Origin of the sequence: Mycetocola sp. JXN-3 (assembly GCF_014522285.1) — a bacterium.
Taxonomy (GTDB): Bacteria; Actinomycetota; Actinomycetes; order Actinomycetales; family Microbacteriaceae; genus Mycetocola; species Mycetocola saprophilus.
Map to the genome: position 1 here is coordinate 238761 of NZ_CP041635.1, position 23513 is coordinate 262273.

A 23513-nucleotide genomic window follows, 5' to 3' on the forward strand; every position below is an offset into this window, starting at 1 on the left:
CTCGCATCAGCGAATCCGGGCGGGCCGAAGGTGTGTGACGGTTAGACCGCCAGCAGGGCTGTGAGAGCCGAGGCGAAGAAGCCCAGGCCGTCGGTCCCCGAACGCATGGCGTCCGCGGTGTCCGGGCCGAAGCCGGGCTCCACCGCGTGCTCGGGGTGCGGCATCAGGCCCACCACGTTGCCCGCGGCGTTGCTGATGCCGGCGATGTCGCGCATCGAGCCGTTGGGGTTGACCCCGGAATAGCGGAAGACCACGCGGCCCTCGCCCTCCAGCCGGTCAAGCTCCTCGTTCGAGGCGATGAAGCCGCCCTCACCGTTCTTCAGCGGGATGACAATTTCCTGCCCCTGGGTGAACGCGTTGGACCAGGCGGTGTCGGTGGACTCCACGATCAGGCCCTGGTCGCGACGAATGAAGTTACCCTTTTCGTTGCGGATCAGGCCGCCGGGCAGCAGGTGCGCCTCGGTCAGCATCTGGAAACCGTTGCAGATACCCAGTACCGGCATTCCGGCGTTCGCCGCCGAGATTACCTCGGTCATGATCGGTGCCCGGGCGGCAATCGCACCCGCACGCAGGTAGTCGCCGTAGCTGAACCCGCCGGGCAGGACGATCGCGTCCACACCCTGCAGGTCGTGGTCGGCATGCCAGAGGGCTACCGGCTCGGCACCGGCGATACGGATCGCGCGCTGAGCGTCGCGATCATCCAGCGAACCGGGGAAGGTGACCACACCGATCCGGTGGGTCATGCCTGGGCCTCTTCCACGCGGATGCTGGTGACATCCTCGATGACCTGGTTGGAGAAGATCTCGTCGGCGAGGGTGGCGACGTCGGCGAGAATCTGCTCGGTGACCTCACCCTCGACGGTGAGCTCGAAGCGCTTGCCGATGCGCACGTCGGTGATGGTGGAGTGGCCCAGACGGCCAAGCGCTCCGGCCACGGCCTTACCCTGCGGGTCCAGCAGGTCGGCCTTCGGCATTACTTCTACGATGATTTTTGGCACCAGTGTCTCCCGGTGAGTCAGGGGGCGGATACGCATTCAGTCTAGTGGGCGATTCACCAGAAATTTGCCACCGGCCGGAGCGCATGACACTCCGAACGATGCCGCATGTTTTCGGGGGCCGGTCACCCTCACAATCGGGCCGAAAATGCGTGTGGCTCGGTCGGTGTTTTGCCCCGCGTCTTCGGCCTAGAGCGTGCGCAGAATCGCGACCGCATGCAGGTGCCAGTGCTTGGCGAGCGGAACCACCGCCGTGTACATACCCGCGTCGTGGGTGGCCCCCTGAAACTCGATTGCGCTCGCCGAGACTCCGGCCTCACGCAGTGCCCGGGCATAGGCGGCACCGTCTCCGCGGAGGGTGTCGTACTCGGAGATCAGGATGTGGGCGGTGGGAAGCCCGGCCAGGTCCACGGCGAGCAGGGGCGAGGCCAGCTGCGTGCGTGCCTGATCGGGATGGGCAAGATAGCGTGAGCGGATTGCGCGCAGTTCGCGGGCGACCAGGAATTTCGGGACCCGCATCTCGCGCAGTGGGCGCAGGTCGATGTGGGAACCAGTGAGATCCAGGCTCGGCACCTCCAGCAGCTGGAGGCGCAGCGGATGGGCCGCCCGGGCGCGGTTGGCCAGGGTCACCGCGGCGGCAATGTTTCCCCCCGAGGATGCACCGGTGATCCCGATCCGGTTCGGATCCAGACCCAGCTCCGATGCCCGGGCAAACAGCCAGTCGAGTGCCGCATAGCCCTGCTCCACCGGGGTCGGGAAGCGGCTGCCGGGCGCGCGGGCATAGTCCACCGCGAGGTAGGCGACGCGGGCATCCCGGGTGCGCCGGCGAAAACCCGCATCCACGCTGGTGTAGTCGATTCCGCCCACGTGAAAGGCCCCGCCAAAAAACGCCAGTACCGCCGGAAACCCGGTTTTGGGTGCCGGGGTATCGGGCAGGTAGAGGCGCACGCGGACCTCGGGGAACCCGGGAACGGGGATCACAAACTCGCGCGTGGTGAGGTCGGGCCCGTCGAGCCCGACCCGTCCGTGAAGTTTGCGGTCCCAGAGCAGCGCGTTGCGCTCCTCCCAGGCGGGGGTGCCGCGTGGCACCCGGTGGGCCTTGGCGGCGGTGAAGGCGTCGAGGGCGCTGGTCGGCGTGATCTCCCGCCAGTGTGTGGTGGCCTCCGGCGCGGAATCTTCGGGGGCGGGGTTCGCGCTGGTGCAGGGATCCTCGAACTCTTCCTCTCCGTCGCTGATTTCCGCCGGGGCAGGTGCGGATGAGTGGTGGTGGTGGCCTCCGGCGCGGCGCGACCCGGGATCGGTGCCGAGAGTTTCGCCGGGACTCGCGTTTCGCCCGGCGCGAAGACTGCGCAGCCGCGCGGGCAGCGTGAGCAGCCCGGTCAGCGCGCGCGGGGGAAGTGCCCGGATGACCGCGGCTATTCGCTGTCGAATCTCGGTGATCGTCCCGGCTCGGTTTTCTCGAAGCTGACGCTCAAAGTACGGATCCAGTGGCATCCGCATCCCTCCTTCCGGCCGCACCCCCGCGCGGCCCTGTGCTCCAGGGTAGCGATCCGGAACCGGCCGGAACAGGGCATCAACACAAAACCCGGGATCTCTGGGGAAGATCCCGGGTTGTGGAGGACGCGGCTCGGGCGGCTAGGCCCCGCGCAGACGCTCCAGCAGCTCGCGGTAGCGGGCGGCGGTGCGCTCGCGAATGTCGAGGGGCAGCTCGGGCGGGGTGCCGGTCTTGTCCCAGTTGGCCGCGAGCCAGTCGCGCACGATCTGCTTATCGAAGCTCGCCATCCGCGCGGCCGGATCGGTCTCGGATGCGTAGATGTCGGCGTCCCAGTAGCGGGAGGAATCGGAGGTCAGGACCTCATCGGCGATGGTGATCGCCCCGGTCTCGGGGTCGCGACCGAACTCAAACTTGGTGTCGGCGAGGATCACCCCGCGCTCCTCGGCGATGGCCGAGGCCCGGCCGAAAATCTCCAGCGACAGATCGCGCAGGGCGGTGGCGTCCTCGAGGCCCACCAGCTCGATGCTGCGCTCGAAAGTGATGTTCTCGTCGTGCTCGCCCAGCTGTGCCTTGAACGCCGGGGTATAGAGGGGCTCGGGCAGGCGGTCACCGTTTTGCAGACCCGCGGGCAGCGGGATGCCGCATACGCTCTGGCTCGCCTGATACTCGGCCCAGCCGGAACCGGTGAGGTAGCCGCGCACCACGGCCTCGATCGGGAACATGTCCAGCGACTTGGCGCGCATCGCGCGGGCGGCCACCGGCGCGGGCAGGTCATCGCCCAGCGGCAGCAGGTGGTTGGGCACGAAGTCCAGCCGCTCAAACCACCAGTTGCTCAGGGAGGTGAGCAGCTCACCCTTGTCCGGGATTCCGGGGGAGAGGACGTGGTCAAACGCGCTCACGCGGTCGCTGGCAACCACCAGGATTTCGGGCGCGGGCGCGCCTTCGGCAAGGCCCGCGGGACGGTAGAGGTCGCGCACCTTCCCGGAGTAGAAGTGGGTCCATCCGGGCAGCTCTGCATATTCGCTCACGCCTCCATTATGGGGTATCGGGCGTGTCTCAAAAACCGGGCCGGGAATTCGCTCAGCGGTCCCACCGCGGGCTACCTGCGCGGCAGGCTTCCGCGGAGTAGGGTCGATGCATGAGCACTCCCGTGACCTCCTCGTCCTCCTGGCGACAACTCCTGCCCGGGCAGCGCGCCGAGCTGCGTATTTTCCACGTGGACTCGGGCCTGGACGAGCTTGTTTACCGCGAAAATGCGGCCGTGATCGAGGCCCCGAACTGGAGCGTGGACGGCGACTGGCTGATCCTCAACCGCGACGGCCTGCTGTATCGGATCGCGCCCACCGGCGGCGAACTCGAACGGCTGGACACCGGGGAGCTCACCGATTCCAATAATGACCACGTGCTTTCGGCGGATGGTCGGTTCCTCTATGCGTCCTCCGAGGACGGCCACCTCTACGAGGTTCCGCTGCCCGGCGGGCCGGCACGGCGGGTGACCCACCCGGGTGACGGCGTCCCGATGCACTACCTGCACGGCATCTCCCCGGATGGACGGACGCTCGCGTTTATCGGTTCCCTGCCCGCCCGGGGGATCGAGGACTACAACGTCCTCATCGCGGATGTGGCCACCGGCGCGATTGACGCGCTGACCACGGCCGCGGCCCCGCACGATGGATCCGAATACGATCCGAGCGGAGCATACGTGTACTTCAACTCCGAGCGAGCCTCCACGATCCCCGGGCACTCGCAGCTGTTCCGGATGGATAGAGATGGGTCCAACATTACCCAGCTGACCTTCGATGAGCGTGTGAACTGGTTCCCGCATATCTCCCCGGACGGCACCCGTCTGGTGTACCTGAGCTACCCCGCCGGGACCCTGGGACATCCGGCGAACCTCCCGGTAGAACTGCGCCTCAGTACCCCCGAGCTGGATCCCGCCCACACCCGCACCGTGGTGTCGCTGTTTGGCGGGCAGGGCACGATCAACGTGCACAGCTGGGCCCCGGATTCGACCCGCTTCGCCTACGTTGCCTATCCCCTGACCGAGGAGACGAACCGATGACCACCCCGATTTGGCGCACCCTGCTGCCTGGCCAGCGTACCGAGGTGCGCGTCTATGACGTGACCACCGGCACCGACTCCCTGGTTTTTGCCTCGGAGACCGACCTCTTGGAGGCCCCGAACTGGCATCCGGACGGGACCTTCCTGGTGCTCAACCACGAGGGCGGGCTGGTCCGGGTCCCGCTGAGTGGCGAGGGTTCCCCCGAGGTGATTCCCACCGGCAACCGCGGCGACCTCAACAACGATCATGTGCTCTCCCCGGATGGCGGCACCATCTACGCCACCGCGAAGAACGGGCACCTCTATGCGATCCCCATCGCCGGTGGCACCCCCACCCAGATCACCCGGGATGATGACGGCCTGGTGAAGCACTACCTGCACGGCATCAACGCCGGTGGCACCCTGCTCTCGATCGTGGGGCTGAGCTTCCCTCACGGCCCCAATACCCCCGAGTTTGCGCGGTTCCGCGTGGCGCTGGTGCGGATCGCCGACGGCGCCCTGATCCCGCTCAGTGCCGCCGCCCGGCCCGAAGACGGAGCTGAGTTCGGACCCGACGGGTCGCTGTACTTCAATGCCGAACCCGAGGGATCGGCCCCCGGTCACGCGCAGCTGCACCGGATGTCTGCCGCGGACGTGCAGGGCACGCTGGGTGAGGTCAAGGACCCGACCTCCCCGCTCTCGATTGTCGAGATCCTCGGTGAATCCGCCTTCCCGCTGCTGCGGGCGATCGAGCACGTGGAGGACTGCGCGCTGCCTCGGCTGGTGGGGGAGCTTCCGGCGGACACCGTGGCGAGCCTGGCCGATGGATCCGGGCGGGAGTTTGTCCTACCGGTGGCACATCAGCTCACCAACGACGAGCGGGTCAACTGGTTCCCGCACCCCTCGCCGAACGGGGAGCACCTGCTGTGGCTGTCGTATCCCGCGGGCACGCTGGGCCACCCGGAAAACCTCGAGGTGGAGCTGCGCCTGGGCACCCCGGACGCGGCCGAGGCACGCACGGTGGCCCGCCTGTTTGGTGGGCAGGGCACCACGAACGTCAACGGCTGGTCGCCGGATTCGACCCGGTTTGCCTACGTGGCCTACCCGATCGGCTAGTGTTCGGCCGCGCAGATTCGCTAGCCTGGAGGCATGAGTATCGAGGAGATCGCCCAGCACCGCGTGATGGTGCTGCCCGAAACCGGAGAGTATGTGACGACCCCGGACGGCATGGCCGAACTGATCGGCTCGCTCTGGGGACAGAGCGTGACCCTGGTCGCGGTCCCGCGCGAACGCCTCGATCCCGAGTTCTTCCGCCTGGCTTCGGGGGTGGCCGGGGAGTTCCTGCAGAAGCTGGTGAACTATCGCACCCCGGTCGCAATCATCGGCAATATCGATGCCGAGACCGCCGCCAGCGCTCCGCTGCGAGACTTCGTCTGGGAGTCCAACCGCGGCACCCAGGTGTGGTTCGAGCCGACCCTCGACGCCCTGCGCGAGCGCCTGCGCGGCTAGACCAGCCTCGGTTCCTTCGCGCCCGATTATGTGCCGGGCGCGGATGTGTGTTGCCGTTCGGGCGGTCACTATTATTAATTAGTACCTAACAGTGTGTGATACCTGCTACGCTCTCAGCATGTCGGAGGAAACCGAGGCCGTTCTGGTCCAGCTGCGTAAGGGCGTGTTGGAGTACTGCGTGCTCGCCTGTCTGCGGGGTGGACCTGCCTACGGGCTCGAGCTCGCGCAGCGGCTCGCACCGCATCGGGCACTGTTTGCCAACGCCGGCACGCTGTACCCGCTGCTTTCGAGGCTCAAGAAACAGGACCGGGTGGAGACGTACTGGGAGGAATCCAGTAGCGGCCCGCCGCGGCAGTACTACCGGCTGTCTCCGTCGGGGACTCGGGCGCTCGAAGCCTTTGAACTGGTGTGGGGCCGGTTCAATCAGGACGTTGAAACCGTACTAGGAGGGGAATCAGTATGACCGGGGAATCTGCCATTGACCGTCCGCTGGTGGCCGCGTATTTGCGGGAACTTGACCTCGCGTTGGCCGGTGCCGACCCGCGCGAACGTGCCGAGACGCTGGCCGCCATCGAGCGCCATGTGAGCGATGCGCTCGCCGAAGATAACTCACCGGAGGCGACCAGGCGTGTCCTCGCCGAGCTGGGCCCACCGAGCGCCATTGCCGGTGCGGCCAGTCCCTCGTCCGGTCCGCAGCAGCCCGCCTCGGTGGTACCCAAACCCGATCGCCTCGCCACCGGTGCCCTGGTCCTCGCCTGCGGCAGCATCGCGCTCATGCTGGCGTCGCCGCTGGTTGCCCTACCTCTGGCGCTCATCACGATCATCATGTCGATCGTGCATGTCCGTGCGCCCGGTGCCAACCGCCGATATACCTGGCTCGCGCTGGGACTCGCGCTCGTACCGCTGATCCTGGTGGCCGTGTATCTGCTGCTGTTTTTCCCACCAACGGGAAACGACATCAACCCGGGCGTTCCCGGGTTCGGCTACCCCGAAGACTAGGCCTCCGCCGAGCCCTCGCGCGCGAAGGCGAATTCGATGCGGTGACGCACGGTTTCACCGGGCTTCAGGATCGGCAGGGTGCCGGCCTCGCGGGCGGCGGCGCGGCCGGCGATGGTGGCGCAGTTGGAGGGTTCGAGGCCCAGCACGTAGGTGCCCTCGCCGAGCATCTTCCACTGGTAGAGGTTGCCCAGGGTGGCTCGGTCAAAGCGGATCTCGGCGCTGATGCCGATGTTGGGGTTGGTCAGGCGGGCTCTACTCCAGCCGCTCGCCTCGGCGGCGGGCGGCACGTGCCGGTACACTCGCTCGGGGATATCGGCCACCGGCGCGTGGAACTGGTTCCAGATGTCCATCTCGGCACGCGCGTGCTCGTCGATCCCGATCCGCTCATCGGCGGCAATGTCCAGGGTGCTTTCGGGGCTCAGCAGCGGCCAGCCGAAGTTCGCGTGATACAGCACCATATGCGGCTGATCGGTGTCGCCGAGGTTGGTCACCTGATCGGTGATCCGCAGCGTGCAGCCGCCCACCCGGGCGGTGATCTTCCGCCGCACCTCGATATTCTCCCCGAACACGGTGGCCTGACGCATGGTCCCGATCACCGTGAGTTTGCCACCGCGCACCCGCACCGTTTCCAGGGTGGCCGGAGTCGCGCCAAAGCGTCCGTGGGTGCCGAAGTCGCGGCCCTGATCGGTGCTGGGCGGACCAAACGTGTCCATCCCGCAGGTGGCCAGCAGCCCGCCGCCGAAGGTGCGCAGGAAGTTCTCGCCCTGCCCGTCATAGGCGGCGGGGGATCCGATTCCGGTGGGGGAGAGCCAGGCCACCGGAACTCCGGCAAAGCTCACCCGGCCCACATCCAGGGCGCGATCGGGGTGCAGGTCCACGCTCAGCCCGCCGCCGGTGTCCAGCGCAATCCGCCGCGATCCGGCCCCGGGACCGTTGGCCTCCACAAACGAATCGATGCGGGCCAGCTGCTCGGCCCGGCCGGTAAACCGGCGAATCTGTTCGGCCGGAACGCCATAGGTGTGTGCGGTGGTCAAATCCCTGAACTCCCGTGTTCGTGGAGGGCCAAGACGGTGAGTGGCCCGATCTCTCCCCATCCTGTCGCACCCGGCCGAAAATCTCGGGAGAGACACAAAAAGCGGGACGGAACCCGAGGGTTCCGTCCCGCTTCCCGGGGAGGGCGATACTACTTTCCGGCGCCCGCGGTCAGACCGCTCACCAGCTGGCGACGAGCCACCAGGTAGAGCACCAGGATCGGCAGGGCCGAGAGGACCACGGCCGCCAGGGTGGCCGGCACGTTGACACTGAACTGACCCTGGAAGTTCCACAGTGCCAGCGGCAGCACCCGGTTCTCCTCGCTCTGGGTCAGCACCAGCGGCAGCAGGAATCCGTTCCAGACGTTCAGCGCGTCGTAGATCAGGACCGAGGCGATGGCCGGGCGAGCCAGCGGCAGCACCAGCTGGCGCAGGATCGTGCCGTGGGTCGCGCCGTCCATCCGCATCGACTCAAACAGCTCGCCGGGGATATCGCGGATGAAGTTCACTAGGATCAGCACCGTCACCGGAATCGCAAACGCGATCGAGGGCAGGATGATGCCGGCCAGGGTGTCGTACAGGCCGACCCGTCCCAACATGAAAAACAGCGGGATAATCGTGGCCTGCAGCGGAATCGCCAGCCCCAGCAGGAACAGCGAGTAGGTGGCCTTCACAAACTTCTTGCGCGAGCGCACGATGACGTAGGCGGCCAGCAGGCTCACCGCGACGGTGATCACCACGGTCGTCAGGGTCACGATGATGCTGTTCACGAAGTAGCGGCCGAAGCCCGAGCCCACCACCAGGCCGAATGCCTCAAAGGTCGGATCGGTCGGGGGCAGCAGCGGGTTGCGGGTGTAGTACTGGCCCTGAGCGGTGATGCTGGTGATCAGGATGTAGTACACCGGGACGATGATGATCGCCAGCCAGATCCAACCGGCCAGGCCGCCGATGTAGTTACGACGCTGGTGGCTGCGACGCTTCGGGGTGGCGGCCGGCTGCGGCGCAGCCGTGCGGTTCCGGGGACGCGTGGGGGTGTGGGTGGACATGTGCTTACGCCCCTTCCTGCTGGCTGTTCATCCGGTTGAAGCCGGAGAACTTGGTGAGTGCGAGGGCAAGCAGCAGTCCGATGACCACCAGCAGGACCGCTAGCACGCTGGCTCCACCGAGGTCGCTCGCGGTGAACCCGGTCAGGTACATATCGAGCGGCAACAGCCGGGTCGCGTATCCCGGCCCACCCTGGGTGAGCACGTAGACGATGTCGAAGTAGGTGAGCGAGCCCACCACCATCAGGGTCGAGGAGGTCACGATGGTGTTCTTGAGCTGCGGGACAGTGATGCTGAAGAACTGACGCACCCGTCCCGCACCATCCAGCTGGGCCGCCTCATACAGCGACGGCGGAATCTGGCGCGCACCGGCCTGGTACAGCAGCGAGTGGAAGGGGATGAACTGCCAGGCGATCACGAAGATCACCACGTACAGCACCAGGTGCGGGTTACCCAGCCAGTCCTGGGACAGCAGCGGGATACCCAGGGACTGGCCGAGGCCATAGTTGGGATCCAGCAGTGCCTTGAATGCGATGGCGATCGCGGCGGAGGAGAGGATCAGCGGCAGGAAGTACAGCGCCGAGAGCACCGCGCGGTAGCGCTGCTTGCCGGCGGTGAACACACCGATCAGCAGACTGATCGGGGTCTGCACGATCCAGGAGAAGATGATCACCTGGAAGCTGAGCCACAGCGCGTTATAGGTCACCGGATCGCCAAGCTTGCGAATCCAGTTAGCCACGCCGTTGAACACCGGAGCGGTGAGGCCATCCCAACTCGTAAAGCTCAGTCCGAGTGCCACCGCGAGGGGAATGATCGCGAAGACGAGGAAGAGGATCAGGGCCGGGGCTACCAGCCAGGTGCTCGGGGCGGAGGCGTTTTCGACGCCGGCCCCACCGTTCCGTGTTTTTGTCATTGTTCTACTACTTGCCGAGGGTCTTGTTCATGTTGTCGGAGAACTGCTTCGGGGTGCTGGTGCCACCAAAGAGCAGGTCCAGCTGGGTCCACAGTGCCGCCGAGGCTGCCGGGGACAGCGCGAGGTCCCAGGACTGCTGGAAGCTCGGCGCCTCGGAGACCATGCCGCTCAGGGTGGTGGCGAAGTCGCCCTTAACCTTGGTGGCCGCATCGGTCAGCGGGGGGATGTTCCCGGCGTCGGTCATGGTCTTGACGTAGCTGTCGTTCCACACGTCGGAGGTGATGTAGTCCAGGGCCTTCTTGGCCTGGGCATCGGTGGCCTTGGCCGAGATCGACCAGTACACCGAGGGGTTACCGGCGAGCGACTTGGGGTCGCCCTTGCCGCCATCCACCGCGGGGAAGGCGGCGTAGCCGAGCTTGCCGTCGGACTCGAACTTGGGGTCGATGTCCTTGATGCCCGAGTATGCCCAGGAACCCTGCAGCAGCATGCCGGCGCGGCCGGTGACCATGAGCGCCAGGTCGGCGTTGGTGTCGGCGGAGACCGAGGCGTAGCCGTCGGCGAATCCGCCGGCGTCCACGAGCTGACGGATCATCTCGCCGGCCTTGATCACGGCGGGGTCGGACCAGGCATCGGGCTTGTTGTCCACGATGTTCTGGAAGACCTCGGGGCCGCCGATGCGGTCAACCAGGTATTCGATCCACATCAGGTACGGCCACTTGCTGCCGCCACCGAGGGAGATCGGGGCCACACCGGCCGCCTTGAACTTGGGGATCGAGGCGATCAGTTCATCCCAGGTCTGCGGGGCTTCGACGCCCGCCTTCTTCAGGACGTCCTTGTTGAAGTACAGGACCACCGGCGCGGTTGCGCTCATCGGCACCGCGTAGGTCTTGCCGTCCACGACGCCGGCCTGGGCAACGGAGGGAACGATCTTCTGGGTCCAGTCGGTCTTGCCCGAGAGGTCCGAGGTCAGGTCGCGCACGAGCCCGGCCTTGACGTAGGACTTCAGCGTGCCGCCGCCCCAATTATAGACGAGGGTCGGAGCCTGGTCGGAGGAGACCGCGGTGCGGATCTTGTCCTTGAAGTCGTTGGTGCCGAAGTAGTTGTCCTTGATCTGGTCGTCCGGGTGAGCGGCGTTCCAGTCCTTGATCGAGGGCTCGACGTAGGGGCGGTCGGCCGTGGTGCTCCAGGCGCTGAGCCCGGAGGAGCCGGAGGGCCCGGTGCTGCAGGCTGCCAGGCCGACGCTGAGCGCGGCGACGAGGCCGAGCACCGAGGCGCGCAGCACTGCGCGCTTTCGAGGCGAGGTACGGGTGGGGGCGGAATTCTTCACGAGAATCTCCTTGGGGGAAAAGGAAGGGGGTGTGCCGGTACGGTGCAACGTTGCACCGGCGGGGAGCGAAGGGGGTTCGCTTGCCCGGGATCGAGACGACGACTCAGTCGTTCGGTTTCGGGCTGGCACCGTGAGGCTTGTTCGGAGTGTGGGACCGGCCACTTGTGGTGGGGGAGCGGTCCGACAATCGTCGGTCACCTCATTGTGTGTCGAGCTGTGGAACAAAAAGTTGGATACGTTTCCAATCGAAAGACTAATCCGATTGACGGCATTCTGTCAAACCCAGAATGCGCTCATTACCTGCAAATTTCTGGGACTTTAGCGCAATATTGGCGCAATTTTCCCAGTCGATTGATGGAACGGGGTGGAACAGGCGTTGTGGGGGCTATTCCTCCTTCTCTTCGGTGTAACGCCGGGCGGCACGCGCGTACTGCGTGCGCAATTCCGGGAGGGCCTCACCATCCACGCGGACGGCGGGGGCGGCGGGCCAGGCGGGACGCGAGCCGGTGAGGGCCCAGGCCGCCTGCGCGGTGGCACCGGCGGCCACGTACTCGCCGGGTTCGGGGATCAGCACCGGGGCGGAGAAGATCGATGCGGCAATCCGCTGCACGGCCTCGCTCTGCGCGGCACCGCCGATCAGCAGGACCCGGGCCGGGGTGATTCCCGAGCGCTCCACCAGTGCGTCAAAGCCGTCGGCCAGGGCACCGAGCATGCCCTCGATTGCCGCACGGGCCAGGCCTTCGCGGGTCGTGGAGCCCAGCGTCATCCCCGACAGGGTCGCGGTGGCATCGGGGTGGTTGGGGGTGCGCTCGCCCTCAAAATAGGGCACCAGGGTGAGGCCGTCGGCCCCGGCGGGGGCCGCCAGCGCCAGGCGGGAGAGCTCGGCATGATCCACGCCGAGCAGGCTGGCCGTGACATCCAGTACCCGGGCGGCGTTCAGGGTGCACACCAGGGGGAGGTGCCCGCCGGTCGCGTCGGCAAACCCCGCCACGATGCCGGTGGCATCGGCGGTGCCGACCGCGGTTTGGGCGAAGACGGTGCCGCTGGTGCCCAGCGAAATGGCCACGTCTCCGGGCTCCAGGCCGAGGCCCAGGGCCGCCGCCGCGTTGTCGCCCGCACCGGGTCCGAGCACAATCCCCGCGGGGATCTCGGCGTGTGCGACGGTGCTGCCCGCGGATTCGCCCGGGCCCAGCACGATCGGCAGGATCGCGTCGTGGCCGAGTGCGGCGATCAGCAGATCCCGGTCGTAGTCCTCGGTGGCGGCCGACCAGTACCCGGTGCCGCTGGCATCGGAGCGGTCGGTGCGCAGCGCGGACAGGTCGGGTCCCAGCGGACTCTCGCCCTCGGGCCCGAATCCGGCCAGACGCCAGGTCAGCCAGTCGTGGGGGAGCGCCACCGCGGCAACGCGGGCGGCGTTTTCGGGCTCGTGATCGCGGAGCCAGCGCAGCTTGGTCGCGGTGATCGAGGCCACCGGAAGGATTCCGGTGCGCTCGGCATAGGCCTCGGCCCCGATCTCCGCAATCAGATCCAGGGCTGCCTGGGCGCTGCGGGTGTCGTTCCAGAGCAGGGCGTCGCGAATCACGCGACCCTCGGCGTCCAGGGCAACCAGCCCGTGCTGCTGCCCACCCACCGAGAGTGCGGCCACGTCGGTGAGTCCACCGGCCGCGGCAACCGCCCGGCGCAGTGCGTCCCACCAGTGGGCCGGGTCGACCTCGGTGCCCGCGGGGTGATCCGCGCGCCCGGAACGGACCAGCGCGCCGGTTTCCAGGTCGCGGATCACAACCTTGCAGCTCTGGGTGGATGAGTCGACCCCGGCAACCAGGGTGCTCATCGGGTACCGGCCCCCGGGGCCACGATGACCTTGAGGGTCTCGGGGTGGGTTGCGGCTGCCAGCGCCTCGGTGACGCCGTCGAGGTCGAAGCGGGAGGTGACCAGATCGTCGAGGTCCACCGCGCCGGTCGAGGCCAGCTCGATGGCCAGCGGCCAGGTGTTCGCATAGCGGAAGACGCCGGTGACGTTGAGTTCCAGGTTCTGGATCCGCGAGACCGGCAGGCGCTGATCATCCGCGCCCATCCCGACCAGGACCACCGATCCGGCGGGGGCGACGGCGAAGATTCCGGCGCGGATCGCGGGCTCGGCCCCCGAGGCGTCGATGAAGGCATCCACGCCGAGGTTCAGGCTCGCAATGTCCTGGGCGATCGGGTCGATAACCTCGGTCGCCCCGAACCGCAGCGCCACCTCGCGGCGCTCGGCCACCGGGTCGCTCACGATAATCGAGGTCGCGCCGAAGGCGCGGGCCACCTGGGCGATGATGATGCCGATCGGGCCAGCCCCGGCGATCAGGACCGAGGATCCCGGTCCCACACCCGCCTTCTGGTTGGACCAGATGCCCACCGAAAGGGGCTCGCACAGCGCGGCGGCCTCGAAGCTCATGGTGTCGGGGATCGCGAACGCGTAGTCGGCCTCAATCACGGCGTACTCGGCAAAGGCACCGTCGATCGGCGGAGTTGCGTAGAACTCCATGTCCGGACACAGGTTGTAGCGGCCGCGCTTACACTGCTCGCAGCGACGGCAGGCACGCTGGGGTTCGATCGAGACGCGCTCGCCGATGCGGTCGGCGGCGACGCCCGCGCCCACGGCGACGATGGTTCCGGCCGATTCGTGGCCGAGGATCATCGGGGCATCCACGATGAAGGAGCCGATGCGGCCCTCGTGGAAGTAGTGGACATCGGATCCGCAGACGCCCACGGCGGCGATTTTGACGAGGACCTGACCGGCCTCCACCGCGGGCAGGGCGCGGGTTTCCAGGCGCACATCATTGGCGGCGTGCAGCACGCTCGCTCGCATTTCGGTGGGGAGTGACGAGTTCATGAGGGGAACCCTTCCGGCCGCGACTATGCGGCCAATCGAGGCGGCCGGGGAAGCCACCCGAGATCTAGGTGAAATGGAATCGGTTCCAGTGTCACTCACAATATTTTTTCTGTCAACTCCGAATTGAAATTCGCATAATCCCCGCGAATACGCGGAAATTCTCAGGAAACTCGGAATTGACAATCAAAACAAACCGGGCTTAGGCTCCTGATTGGAAACGTATCCAACAATTCCAGCTCAGATCTCGGAGAGGAGGCCAGGGCTCATGATCGTATCGATCGGTGACGCACCGGTGCCGCCTCTGGCTCGTACCCGGGAAGCATCTGGTATCCAGGAACCACGCCCGCTTCGCATCCCCGCGAGTGGGCCGCTGATTCCTGCCGCGTTTTCGCGTGGCCAGGGTTCTTGGAAGAGGGCAGAGTAATGAGTAATGCAACCGGCGGACGCCGGGAAAACGGTGGCAAGCAGACCACAATGCGTGATGTCGCTTTGGCGGCGGGCGTGGGCCTGGGCACCGTATCCCGAGTGTTCTCCAACGTCGGCAGCGTGGCCCCGGCCACCCGCGAAAAGATCGAGGCGGCAGCCCGCGAACTGAACTTCCGACCGAGCGCGCTCGGCCGGGACCTGAAGCGGCGCACCACCAACAACATCGGCCTGATCGTGACCGACATCTCCAACAACTTCTACGGCGAATTCGCGCAGGGGGTGCTGGCCACCGCCAAGGAGCAGGGCCGGCACGTGATCCTCTGCGCGAGCGGCGAGGAACCCGAAACCGAACGCGAATATATCGACCTGCTGGTGGAACAGCGGGTGGATGGCATTATCGCGTTCCCCACCGGGCACAACCTGGACTCCTGGCGCAGCGCCCGCGATCTCGGCATCAACATCGTCTTTGCCGACCGGGAACTACCGGATCTGGACATCCCCTCGATCGTCGTGGATAACGAGGCCGGTGCCCGCCGGCTGACCGAATACCTGCTGGCCCTCGGGCACAGCCGGATTGGCTACCTCGGTGGACCCTCGGAGCTGACCAGTGGTGGTCAGCGCGAGGCCGGATACCGTCAGGCACACCTCGATGTGGGCGTAGCGGTCGAGGAGGACCTGGTGGTTCGCACCCGGTTCACCCGCGACACCGCCTACGCCAGCGCCCTGCGCCTGCTGGAAAACCCGGTGCCGCCCACCGCCCTGGTCGCCACCAACAACGTGCTCGGCGAGGCCGCCCTCACCGCGATCCGTGATCGCGGACTGAGCGTCCCCGACGACATTTCCCTGGTGATGTTTGACGATGTCCCCTGGGCCAATCTTGTGGAACCCCCGATCACCGTGGTGGCACAGCCCGCCTGGCAGATGGGGCAGTCCGCAACCCGCATGGTTCTTGCCGCCGACGGCGAGAAGGTGCAACCGCAAACGGTCAAAACCGAGATGGTGCTGCGTCGCAGCGCACGGCCGTTGCACTCGTCCGCACCGGCATAGCCGGGCCGGCGGGCGGGTGCTCCCCCAAGAAATTGATAGCCCCCGCTGACGTGGGAGAAAGAGCCTGATTATGGAACGCGGTATTTACTTCGACGGATGGTATCCGAACGAGTACTGCACACACCCGAGCATGCCCCCGCGGCGGCTCACCATGGTCGATGACATTGCCGAGATGGGTGGCACGATGCTCGTGTGGGCCGGCCTCGGTGGTGGCTCGATCAGCCTGCCCTACCTCGAGGAGGAGGCCTTCGGGCACATCCCCGCGCGGTTCCGTCAGCACGGGTATGTGAACGACTCCGAATTTGTGGCCCACGCCAAGGATCGCAACATCGACCTGTTCGGCATTATTTTTGAGGCTCAGGCCTGGGAGTTCCCGGCCGAGATCGTGGACGGAGAGGTCCTCGCTCAGAATAAGGTGCGCGGTGTTGCGCCCGAGTCGACCATCGGTCTGCGTGAATTCTCCACCGACACCGGTCCCTCCTCCTGGAAGCCCTTCCGCCACTACTTCCCCGAGGGACTGGTGAACTCCGACGGCGAGCAGGTGGTGGACCTCTGGGAGGAGGTTGTCTCCCGCGACCTCGAGGGTAACCCGCTGCGCGCCCACTGGGTCGAGATCGACGATAAGAAGCAGGTCTGCTACCTCGCCGACCGCAACAACCCGGTCTGGCGCGAATACCTGAAGGCGGTCATCCGCATCCAGATCGACGCCGGGGCCCCCGGAATTCAGCTGGACGAGACCGACGTGCCGCTGCTCGCGCTGCGCTACGGCGGCTGCTTCTGCAAGGACTGCGTCAAGGGCCTGCGCGCCTACATCAAGACCCTCCCCGAGACCCCCGAGGAACTCGCCGGGGTCGACCTGGACACCTTCGACTACCGCGAATGGCTGTTGGCCCAGGGCTTCAAGGCCGGAACCGCGCCGCAGGCGCTGCCGCTGTACGAGCACTACAGCCGTTTCCAGCAGTTCGAGATCGCCAAGACCTTCCGCGAGATGGCCAGCTACGTCAAGGAATACGCCGCCGAGGTGGGTAAGACCGTGCGCGTGGCCGGAAACTTCTACGACTGCGCCCCCTACTATGACGCGATGGTGGACCACGTGGACGTGCTGGTCACCGAGATGCGCGAAACCCGCTACCAGCAGCCCTGGTACTACCGTCACGGTGTGGGCCTCAGCCGAGGCAAGCCGCTTGTCGCGGTCGAAAACCCCTACGGCGGCGTGACCGAGGACCTGCTGCGTCAGATTCAGCTCGGTAAGGGTCGGGACCTGTTCCGCCTCTCGATCTACGAGGCCAGCGCGATGGGTGCCAACATGTCGCTGCCCTATGGCTCCTGGCTCGGCACCGAGGTGAAGGACTCCTACTGGGTGCCCAAGGAGCTCGCGGTGGAGGTGGGCCAGTTCCTGGTCTCGATCGACGAGGTCACCTCGAACGTATCCAAGCACCAGACCGCGGTGATCTACTCGGTAGCTTCGATCGCCCGCGACACCATCGATTCCGACCAGTTCAGCGACGACGGTCGCTGGTTCGAGCCGGTCAAGGCCCGCGACGCCCGCCCCGCCTCCTACTGGCAGACGGTTGAGCACCTCAGCCGCAGCGCCCGGGTCTTTGACACCATCGTGCTGCCGGATGAGGAGCTGCGTGCCACCGATGTGACCGACGCCCAGCTCGCCACCTATTCGACCGTGGTGGTACCCGATGCCTGGAACATCTCCGCCGGTCAGCACGCGCTGTTGGTGACCTTCCTCAACGCCGGTGGCCGCGTGGTTGTCAACGGTGCCTATGCCACCGAGCTGGCCTCCGAGGTCGCCGCCGAGGTGCTGGAGCACGCGGGAACCGTGATCGTGGACGGCTTCGAGAAGATCGCCGCCGAAACCCCGCTGGAGGTCCTCGGCGACCTGGGCGAGAAGGCCGCCGCGAGCGTGCACGTGCTCGCCGATGGCGGAACCGCGCTGCACCTGGTGAACTTCGACTACGTGGATGAGAGCGATCTGATCGTCTCCCGCCCGGACTTCACCGTGGGTCTGCGCACCGAGGAGTCCTTCACCTCGGCCGTGTTCTTCGAGCCCGGTGCCGAGCCGGTGACCCTCCCGGTCACCGTCACCGACGGAGTCGCCTCTGTGACCCTGCCGGTGTTCAACGCCTACGCCATCGTTCGCTTCAACTAGGCGATCCGAGATGTCACAGGTACTTGTTGCGCCCCGGGTGTACTCACCCATCGTGTTTGGCGCGCATCAGCCCGATGAGCGTCCGTACCGCGGAGGGGCCGGCATCGCCGCTTTCCGCGGGACGGAGGCCCCGGCGAGCGAGTTCACCCCCGAGGACTTCGTAGCCTCGGTCACCGAGGTTCACGCGGGCGGCGGGATCGGACTCTCGCGGCTCGATGACGGTTCGCTGCTGCGTGACGCCGTCATCGCGGACCCGATCGGGTTCCTTGGCGAGGAGCACGTGCGCCGCTTCGGCGCCCGCACGATGCTGCTGGTCAAGCTGCTGGATACCGCCGAGCGACTCTTTGTCCACTATCACCCAGACAACGCCTTCGCCCAGACCCAGCTGCACACGCCGCTGGGCAAGACCGAGGCGTGGGCGATCATCGGTGTGGCCGATGGTGTGGAGGGTCACGCGCACCTCGGGTTCAACCGCGAGGTATCCGAGGCCGAGGCCGCGCACTGGGCACAGGCTCAGGACGTGGAGAGCATGCTCGGTGCGATGAACCGCATTCCGCTCGCCGTGGGCGACACCCTGTTGGTTCCCGCGGGCCTTGCCCACGGCATCAGCGCGGGCATCACCCTGGTGGAGTTGCAGCAGCCCAGCGACCTGTCGATCCTGCTCGAATATCAGGGCTTCCGGGGTCTCGGCCCGGCGGATGCCCTGCTCGGGCTGGACCTCGACACGGCCATCGGCGGTCTGGATCGTCGCGCGTGGGACCCCGAACAGCTCGCGGTGCTCAAGAGCACCCGCGCGCTGGCCGGCGGTGGAAGCTCGCTGTTCCCGGCGGTGGCCGACGAGTTCTTCGGGGCCGAACGCTTCACCGTGGCCGGTTCCCGAGAGCTTGAAGCCTCGTTCTCGATCCTGGTGATCGTGGATGGCTCAGGCTCGCTGGAGAGCGCCGCCGGCTCGCTGGATCTGCGCCGCGGCATGACCGTCCTGGTCCCGCACGGCCTCGGCGCGGTCACCCTGACCGGCCAGCTCGAGGTTATCCGCGCACTGCCCCCGCGCGCCTAGTCACACATAAAAACCCCGGGCCGATCGATGAACGATCGGCCCGGGGTTTTGTGGTTAGGGCAAGCCGAGGGCGGTTAACAAATCCTCGGAGAGAATCGCGACCGCGGCAGAAACCTGGGCGGGCTCACCCACCACTTCCTCGGCCCGTCCCGCCATCATCGATCCAATGGCTTCTGGGCCGGGAGCAAAGAGGTCCGACAGGTATTCCAGCGCCTCCCGAGTTGCCGAGTTGCTGAGGTCATCGGCGAGAAGCCGAGTAAAAACGGCGCTCAGATCCGCGGTTTCCACGGCCCGAAGTACGCGGTAGGCGTCGTGCGCATCCTTATCGTTGAGTCGACCGGGGGTGGCCACGCGCTCGCCGATCTTGTGAAGCTTCGCCACCAGCAGGGCGGCCGCACCGGCGACCCTGACCCTCCGAACTCGAGAATCATGAGGGTCGAGGGCCGTCACCTCCATTTCGTCACAATCAACGAGCGCAGCTTCGAGACCGCGTGCACGTCGGGTCGCCCGCACATCGTGGGGAGGGATACGAGCGCCGCGAGAACCCGGTCCCGCCAGGTCCTCGGGCACCATCAGATCGACGGGAATACCCTCGGCGTTCACCCACGATCCGGGCTGGGCGGTTGCCGAAGGGAAAAACCCCGCCATTCTCATGGCGGCTTCCAGGCGAGGATCCGAGGCAAGGTGCCGAGGATCCACCGCGACGTCGCTGTCTTTTGTGGCCTCGGCGAGCGCCACGTCGATTCCTCCCGTGCGCAGGTACACGGCCTGCGCGCCGATCACGATGATGGCGTCGCGGTGATCCCACAGCGCATCGAGCGCATCAAGGAGCACCGAGCGGGCGCGCACGAGGAGGTCAACTCCGGAGTCGCCAGATCCCTTCATGCGCCGTCATCCATTCCACGAGAGCTTCGGCCTCCGCGGGTGCCCGTCCGGGCCCGGTCATCAGGTCGGCGGCCACCTGGGTTGGGGCCGCAACCCTCAGCCCATCAGGACGTTCGATCGTTTGGCTGAGAGATACCCCGTAAGCCGGACGGGCCAGCATGACGTTGGCACCGGTATCGGTCGGGCGCAGCCCCCACGCGGCGGCCGAGGCATCTATGTCTGTGGTGTACAACATGGCGGCGCGCACGGGAGCGTAGGGTGCCCAGGTGGCCGCGGCAACCGAGCCGGTGACGGCAAAGTTCGGGCCCTCGGTCTGGCGAACCCGGTCGAGAAACGCCTCGATTCCGCGCGGTGCGATCCACCGGGTGACCGTATTGGTGCGCAGGAACTGGTAGTCCTCGCTCCATCGGCGCAGGAGTGCGGGCCAGTCGGGAACCGCAATGAACCCGTCTTGTCGGCGTACCAGCGCCTCGGCTTCCAAAAATTCGATGACTCGATATACGGAACCTGTCGAGGTTGCCGAGGCCCGCACTAGTTCGCTGATTTTCCAGGGACCGGGAGCATCGAGTAGGGTTCGGACGACCATGGCCGCGGGGCCACCCGAAAGTGTGCCCCTTGGTCGGCCTGGTCCACGCCAGGGATCGCTATCAGCGCCTCGGTCGGAGAGAAAAACCGCGGGCGAATCTGCGCGTAAAAAAAGGTTCCCGGTGGCATCAACGTAGGACAACCCGGCCTCGGTGAGTCGCTCCCGAGTGGATTTTGCGAGATATCTGGCCGCGACCAGACCAATTGATGTTGGTTGTTTTGCCCGTAGCAGGTCGAACTGTTCCCTGATTCGGGGAACATCTCGTACCTCGATGAGCCGCTTTGCGTTTACCGAGATTGGAGCCTCGACCCCATCGGGGGAGCGCAGGGTGAACGCCGAATCCTTGCGGGAAACGGTGAGGGGTGCAGCCGTCTTGGTGAGGAGCCACTCTCCGGGCAGACGTTTGCGGAGCTGCGCTATGGCGTCCCCGACGATATCTGTCTCCGCGCGTTCACTTACTTTCTCCATGTTCAGATAATAGGCATGTTCCGTACGCGGCGGAAACATTTATTTAACTGAATATTGAGACGAACGGAAGAGACGGAAGCTGAGCGCCTAGTCACACACAAAAACCCCGGGCCGATCGTTCACCGATCGGCCCGGGGTTTTATGGTGCGGGCGGGTTAGCGCTGCGCGCCCTGCGGGCCCGGGCCGGTGGGCTTGTCCGGGGCGATCACGGGGATCGAACCGGTGTCGGCACCCACCACGGAACCGGCGGCCACGGTGACCGAGTCCACCGAGATGGAACCGGTAGCTGGCGCGGAGTCCGGGCCCTGCTTGGCTCGCTCAAGCGAGGTGGCCAGCGGCTTCTCCTTGATGAAGAGCAGCAGCACGATGCCGAGGATCACCAGCGGAACCATGTACAGGAACACCGGGGTCAGTGCGTCGTTGTAGGCGCCGATGATGATGTCGCGCACCTCCTTGGGGAGGGCCTTGACCACGGCCGGGGTCAGCGAGTTGCTGTCGCCGCCGGAGCTCCCGCCGCCGGGCTGCTGAGGCATCCGCTCGGCGAAGAGGTCGCGCAGGCGGGCCACGAAGAGGCTACCCACGACGGCGGAACCGATCGAGGCACCGATCTGACGGAAGTAGTTGTTCGCGGCGGTCGCGGTACCCACCTGGGCCAGCGGGAACGAGTTCTGCACGATCAGCACCAGGATCTGCATGTTCAGGCCGAGGCCCAGACCCATGATGGCCAGGTAGGCGCAGATGATCCACACCTGCATGCCGGCGGTCATCGTGGACAGCAGGACCAGCGAGAGCGCAACCAGTGCGGTACCGATGATCGGGAACATCTTGTACTTGCCGGTGCGGCTGACGATCTGACCCGAACCGATCGAGGAGATCAGCAGCGCGGCCATCATCGGGATCATCAGGAAGCCGGCCTGGGTGGCGTCGGCGCCGGTGACCATCTGCAGATAGGTCGGCAGGTAGGCCATCGCACCAAACATGGCGATACCGATGATCAGACCCGCTCCGGTGGAGAGGTTGAAGTTACGGTCGCGGAACAGGTGCAGCGGCATGATCGGCTCGGCGGCGCGGCGCTCGACCATCACGAAGGCGACGGCGGTGACGATGGCACCGATGATCAGGCTGATGATGACCGGGGAGTTCCAGTCATAGGTGGTGCCACCCCAGGTGGTGACCAGCACGAGGCAGGTCGAAGCCAGGGCGATAAACAGCATGCCGGCCACGTCGAGCTTCGGACGGGCACCGGTGTGCTTGGGCAGACGCAGGAATGCGACGGCCGAGGCGATCGCCAGGATACCCAGCGGAATGTTCATCCAGAAGGCCCAGCGCCAGCCGATGCTCTCGGTGAACCAGCCACCCAGCAGCGGTCCGGCCACCGAACTCAGCGCGAACACACCACCCATGATTCCCATGTAACGGCCACGCTCGCGGGCGGGGACCACGTCGGCGATGATCGCCTGGGAGAGGATCATCAGACCACCACCACCGAGGCCCTGGATCGCACGACCGGTGATCAGCCAGGTCATGTCGGGGGCGAGGCCACCGACGATGGAACCGACGATGAACAGCGCGATCGCGCCGATGAACAGGCCCTTACGGCCGATTAGGTCGCCGAGCTTGCCGTAGACCGGCAGCATGATGGTGGACGCCAGGATGTAGGCGGTGGTGACCCAGAGCATGTGGTCCACACCGTCGAGCTCGCCCACGATGGTGGGCAGCGCGGTGGAGAAGATGGTCTGGTCAAGCGAGGAGAGCAGCATGGTGACCATGAGCCCCGCAAATACGAGAAGAATGCTGCGCCTGGTGGGGGTGGCAGCCGCTGAGGGAATAGACATGAGGTGTGTTTCTGATCCGTGTGTGAGTGGGGGAATTAGGAGTGTGTGGGCTCGTCGATGATCCGTCGGATCATCTGGAGCGAGTCTGCGATGAGCTCTTCCTGGGGTGCCCCGTCGGGGTCTTCGAGCCAGCGGTGCATGGCCGGATGCATGATCGCGAAGGCGAGCAGCACCACCACGCGGGGCTCATCGGGGAAGACGTCGGAACCTTCGGCACCGACGGCGTCGCGCCGCCGCTGCAGCAGGGCCGTGAGTTCGGTTTCGGCCTCGGCCATCCGCGCGAATTCGCGCACCGCGAGGTCCGGGGTGGAGTGGATGAGTGCCCGGCGCTCGCGCATCGCTGCGGGGTCGGTGCGGTTGCGGGTGCTCATCATCCGGCGGAACAGCTCAACCAGGTCGAGCAGCGTGGTGCTGGGCCGCTCGTTGACAAACCAGTCGATCATCTCGGGGGTCGGGCGGGGCGGGGTGTGTCCGAGGAACACGCCCTCCTTCGAACCGAAGTAGTTGAAAAACGTGCGCGGGGAGACCATGGCGGACTCGCAGATCATCTCCACGGTGACGCCCTCATACCCGTGTTCCTGGGCGAGATCGAGGGCCGCGCGTTCGATTGTGCGTTCGGTGGCCAAGCGCTTACGTTCGCGCAGTCCCAGTTCGGACTCGGGAACACCGGCGGCGGGGAAATACATAACTAACCTTCTTCGTGCAGAGAAGTTAATTATGCAGAGACTGCACGCTTTGTGCAATCCGGTGTGGCTGACACCCGTTTTGTGCGGCTTCCCGGCGACCCGAGAGCCGCGTCATTCCGGGCGAAATTAAGTAGCTGAGA

22 protein-coding genes are annotated in these 23513 nt (G+C 66.2%); 8 read left to right on the plus strand and 14 right to left on the minus strand.

Annotated elements, in window-relative coordinates; genetic code table 11:
• Positions 1-41: 41 nt before the first annotated feature.
• The 4 genes from purQ to C7C57_RS01235 form a co-directional block, all read right to left on the minus strand.
• The gene (gene purQ, locus C7C57_RS01220) at positions 42-743 is read right to left on the minus strand and encodes a phosphoribosylformylglycinamidine synthase subunit PurQ (protein ID WP_030147847.1); all 702 of its coding nucleotides are present in this window, start codon (positions 741-743) and stop codon (positions 42-44) included.
• On the minus strand, positions 740-997 hold the full coding sequence (purS, locus tag C7C57_RS01225; protein ID WP_187977291.1) for a phosphoribosylformylglycinamidine synthase subunit PurS: 258 nt from the start codon (positions 995-997) through the stop codon (positions 740-742). The genes purQ and purS overlap by 4 nt, the downstream gene beginning before the upstream one ends.
• A gap of 186 nt (positions 998-1183) precedes the next feature.
• On the minus strand, positions 1184-2488 hold the full coding sequence (locus C7C57_RS01230) for an alpha/beta hydrolase (protein ID WP_187977292.1): 1305 nt from the start codon (positions 2486-2488) through the stop codon (positions 1184-1186).
• A gap of 141 nt (positions 2489-2629) precedes the next feature.
• Positions 2630-3517 (minus strand): phosphoribosylaminoimidazolesuccinocarboxamide synthase, encoded by an 888-nt coding sequence (locus C7C57_RS01235; RefSeq protein ID WP_187977293.1) that lies wholly within the window; start codon positions 3515-3517, stop codon positions 2630-2632.
• 110 nt (positions 3518-3627) lie between these two features.
• Here C7C57_RS01235 and C7C57_RS01240 point away from each other — a divergent pair, with 110 nt between their 5' ends.
• The 5 genes from C7C57_RS01240 (at position 3628) to C7C57_RS01260 (ending at position 7037) form a co-directional block, all read left to right on the plus strand.
• Complete coding sequence (locus C7C57_RS01240) at positions 3628-4551, plus strand: PD40 domain-containing protein (RefSeq protein WP_187977294.1); 924 nt, start codon at positions 3628-3630, stop codon at positions 4549-4551.
• The gene (locus C7C57_RS01245; RefSeq protein ID WP_187977295.1) at positions 4548-5645 is read left to right on the plus strand and encodes a hypothetical protein; all 1098 of its coding nucleotides are present in this window, start codon (positions 4548-4550) and stop codon (positions 5643-5645) included. Before C7C57_RS01240 ends, C7C57_RS01245 begins: the two co-directional genes overlap by 4 nt.
• A gap of 33 nt (positions 5646-5678) precedes the next feature.
• Positions 5679-6038 (plus strand): DUF4180 domain-containing protein, encoded by a 360-nt coding sequence (locus C7C57_RS01250; RefSeq protein WP_187977296.1) that lies wholly within the window; start codon positions 5679-5681, stop codon positions 6036-6038.
• Positions 6039-6156: 118 nt separating this feature from the next.
• Positions 6157-6501 (plus strand): PadR family transcriptional regulator, encoded by a 345-nt coding sequence (locus tag C7C57_RS01255; RefSeq protein WP_030147855.1) that lies wholly within the window; start codon positions 6157-6159, stop codon positions 6499-6501.
• Positions 6498-7037, plus strand: a complete 540-nt coding sequence (locus tag C7C57_RS01260; protein WP_187977297.1) for a hypothetical protein — start codon at positions 6498-6500, stop codon at positions 7035-7037. Before C7C57_RS01255 ends, C7C57_RS01260 begins: the two co-directional genes overlap by 4 nt.
• Here C7C57_RS01260 and C7C57_RS01265 read toward each other — a convergent pair.
• The 6 genes from C7C57_RS01265 to C7C57_RS01290 form a co-directional block, all read right to left on the minus strand.
• The gene (locus tag C7C57_RS01265) at positions 7034-8071 is read right to left on the minus strand and encodes an aldose 1-epimerase family protein (RefSeq protein ID WP_187977298.1); all 1038 of its coding nucleotides are present in this window, start codon (positions 8069-8071) and stop codon (positions 7034-7036) included. The two genes, C7C57_RS01260 and C7C57_RS01265, sit on opposite strands and share 4 nt — an antisense overlap.
• A 149-nt stretch (positions 8072-8220) precedes the next feature.
• Positions 8221-9114 (minus strand): carbohydrate ABC transporter permease, encoded by an 894-nt coding sequence (locus C7C57_RS01270; RefSeq protein WP_187977299.1) that lies wholly within the window; start codon positions 9112-9114, stop codon positions 8221-8223.
• Positions 9115-9118: 4 nt separating this feature from the next.
• Positions 9119-10024 (minus strand): carbohydrate ABC transporter permease, encoded by a 906-nt coding sequence (locus C7C57_RS01275; protein WP_030147859.1) that lies wholly within the window; start codon positions 10022-10024, stop codon positions 9119-9121.
• A 7-nt stretch (positions 10025-10031) separates the two neighbouring features.
• The gene (locus C7C57_RS01280) at positions 10032-11351 is read right to left on the minus strand and encodes an ABC transporter substrate-binding protein (protein ID WP_255505740.1); all 1320 of its coding nucleotides are present in this window, start codon (positions 11349-11351) and stop codon (positions 10032-10034) included.
• Between the two features lie 385 nt (positions 11352-11736).
• Positions 11737-13182: a xylulokinase gene (gene xylB, locus C7C57_RS01285; RefSeq protein ID WP_187977300.1), complete on the minus strand. Its 1446-nt coding sequence runs from the start codon at positions 13180-13182 to the stop codon at positions 11737-11739.
• A complete protein-coding gene (locus tag C7C57_RS01290; protein ID WP_187977301.1) occupies positions 13179-14222 on the minus strand; it encodes an NAD(P)-dependent alcohol dehydrogenase in 1044 nt (347 codons plus the stop codon). Before C7C57_RS01290 ends, xylB begins: the two co-directional genes overlap by 4 nt.
• A gap of 423 nt (positions 14223-14645) precedes the next feature.
• Here C7C57_RS01290 and C7C57_RS01295 point away from each other — a divergent pair, with 423 nt between their 5' ends.
• The 3 genes from C7C57_RS01295 to C7C57_RS01305 all read left to right on the plus strand — a co-directional run bounded on the left by C7C57_RS01295 (position 14646) and on the right by C7C57_RS01305 (position 18913).
• Complete coding sequence (locus C7C57_RS01295) at positions 14646-15695, plus strand: LacI family DNA-binding transcriptional regulator (protein WP_187977302.1); 1050 nt, start codon at positions 14646-14648, stop codon at positions 15693-15695.
• Positions 15696-15765: 70 nt separating this feature from the next.
• On the plus strand, positions 15766-17856 hold the full coding sequence (locus tag C7C57_RS01300; protein WP_187977303.1) for a hypothetical protein: 2091 nt from the start codon (positions 15766-15768) through the stop codon (positions 17854-17856).
• A 10-nt stretch (positions 17857-17866) separates the two neighbouring features.
• Entirely contained in the window at positions 17867-18913 is a 1047-nt protein-coding gene (locus tag C7C57_RS01305; protein WP_187977304.1) for a class I mannose-6-phosphate isomerase, read from the plus strand.
• A 54-nt stretch (positions 18914-18967) separates the two neighbouring features.
• Here C7C57_RS01305 and C7C57_RS01310 read toward each other — a convergent pair whose 3' ends face one another.
• The 4 genes from C7C57_RS01310 to C7C57_RS01325 form a co-directional block, all read right to left on the minus strand.
• Entirely contained in the window at positions 18968-19798 is an 831-nt protein-coding gene (locus C7C57_RS01310; protein WP_187977305.1) for a hypothetical protein, read from the minus strand.
• The gene (locus tag C7C57_RS01315; RefSeq protein WP_187977306.1) at positions 19770-20891 is read right to left on the minus strand and encodes a hypothetical protein; all 1122 of its coding nucleotides are present in this window, start codon (positions 20889-20891) and stop codon (positions 19770-19772) included. Before C7C57_RS01315 ends, C7C57_RS01310 begins: the two co-directional genes overlap by 29 nt.
• A gap of 116 nt (positions 20892-21007) precedes the next feature.
• The gene (locus C7C57_RS01320) at positions 21008-22687 is read right to left on the minus strand and encodes an MDR family MFS transporter (RefSeq protein WP_187977307.1); all 1680 of its coding nucleotides are present in this window, start codon (positions 22685-22687) and stop codon (positions 21008-21010) included.
• Between the two features lie 35 nt (positions 22688-22722).
• Positions 22723-23373, minus strand: a complete 651-nt coding sequence (locus tag C7C57_RS01325; protein ID WP_051701709.1) for a TetR/AcrR family transcriptional regulator — start codon at positions 23371-23373, stop codon at positions 22723-22725.
• Positions 23374-23513: the final 140 nt, after the last annotated feature.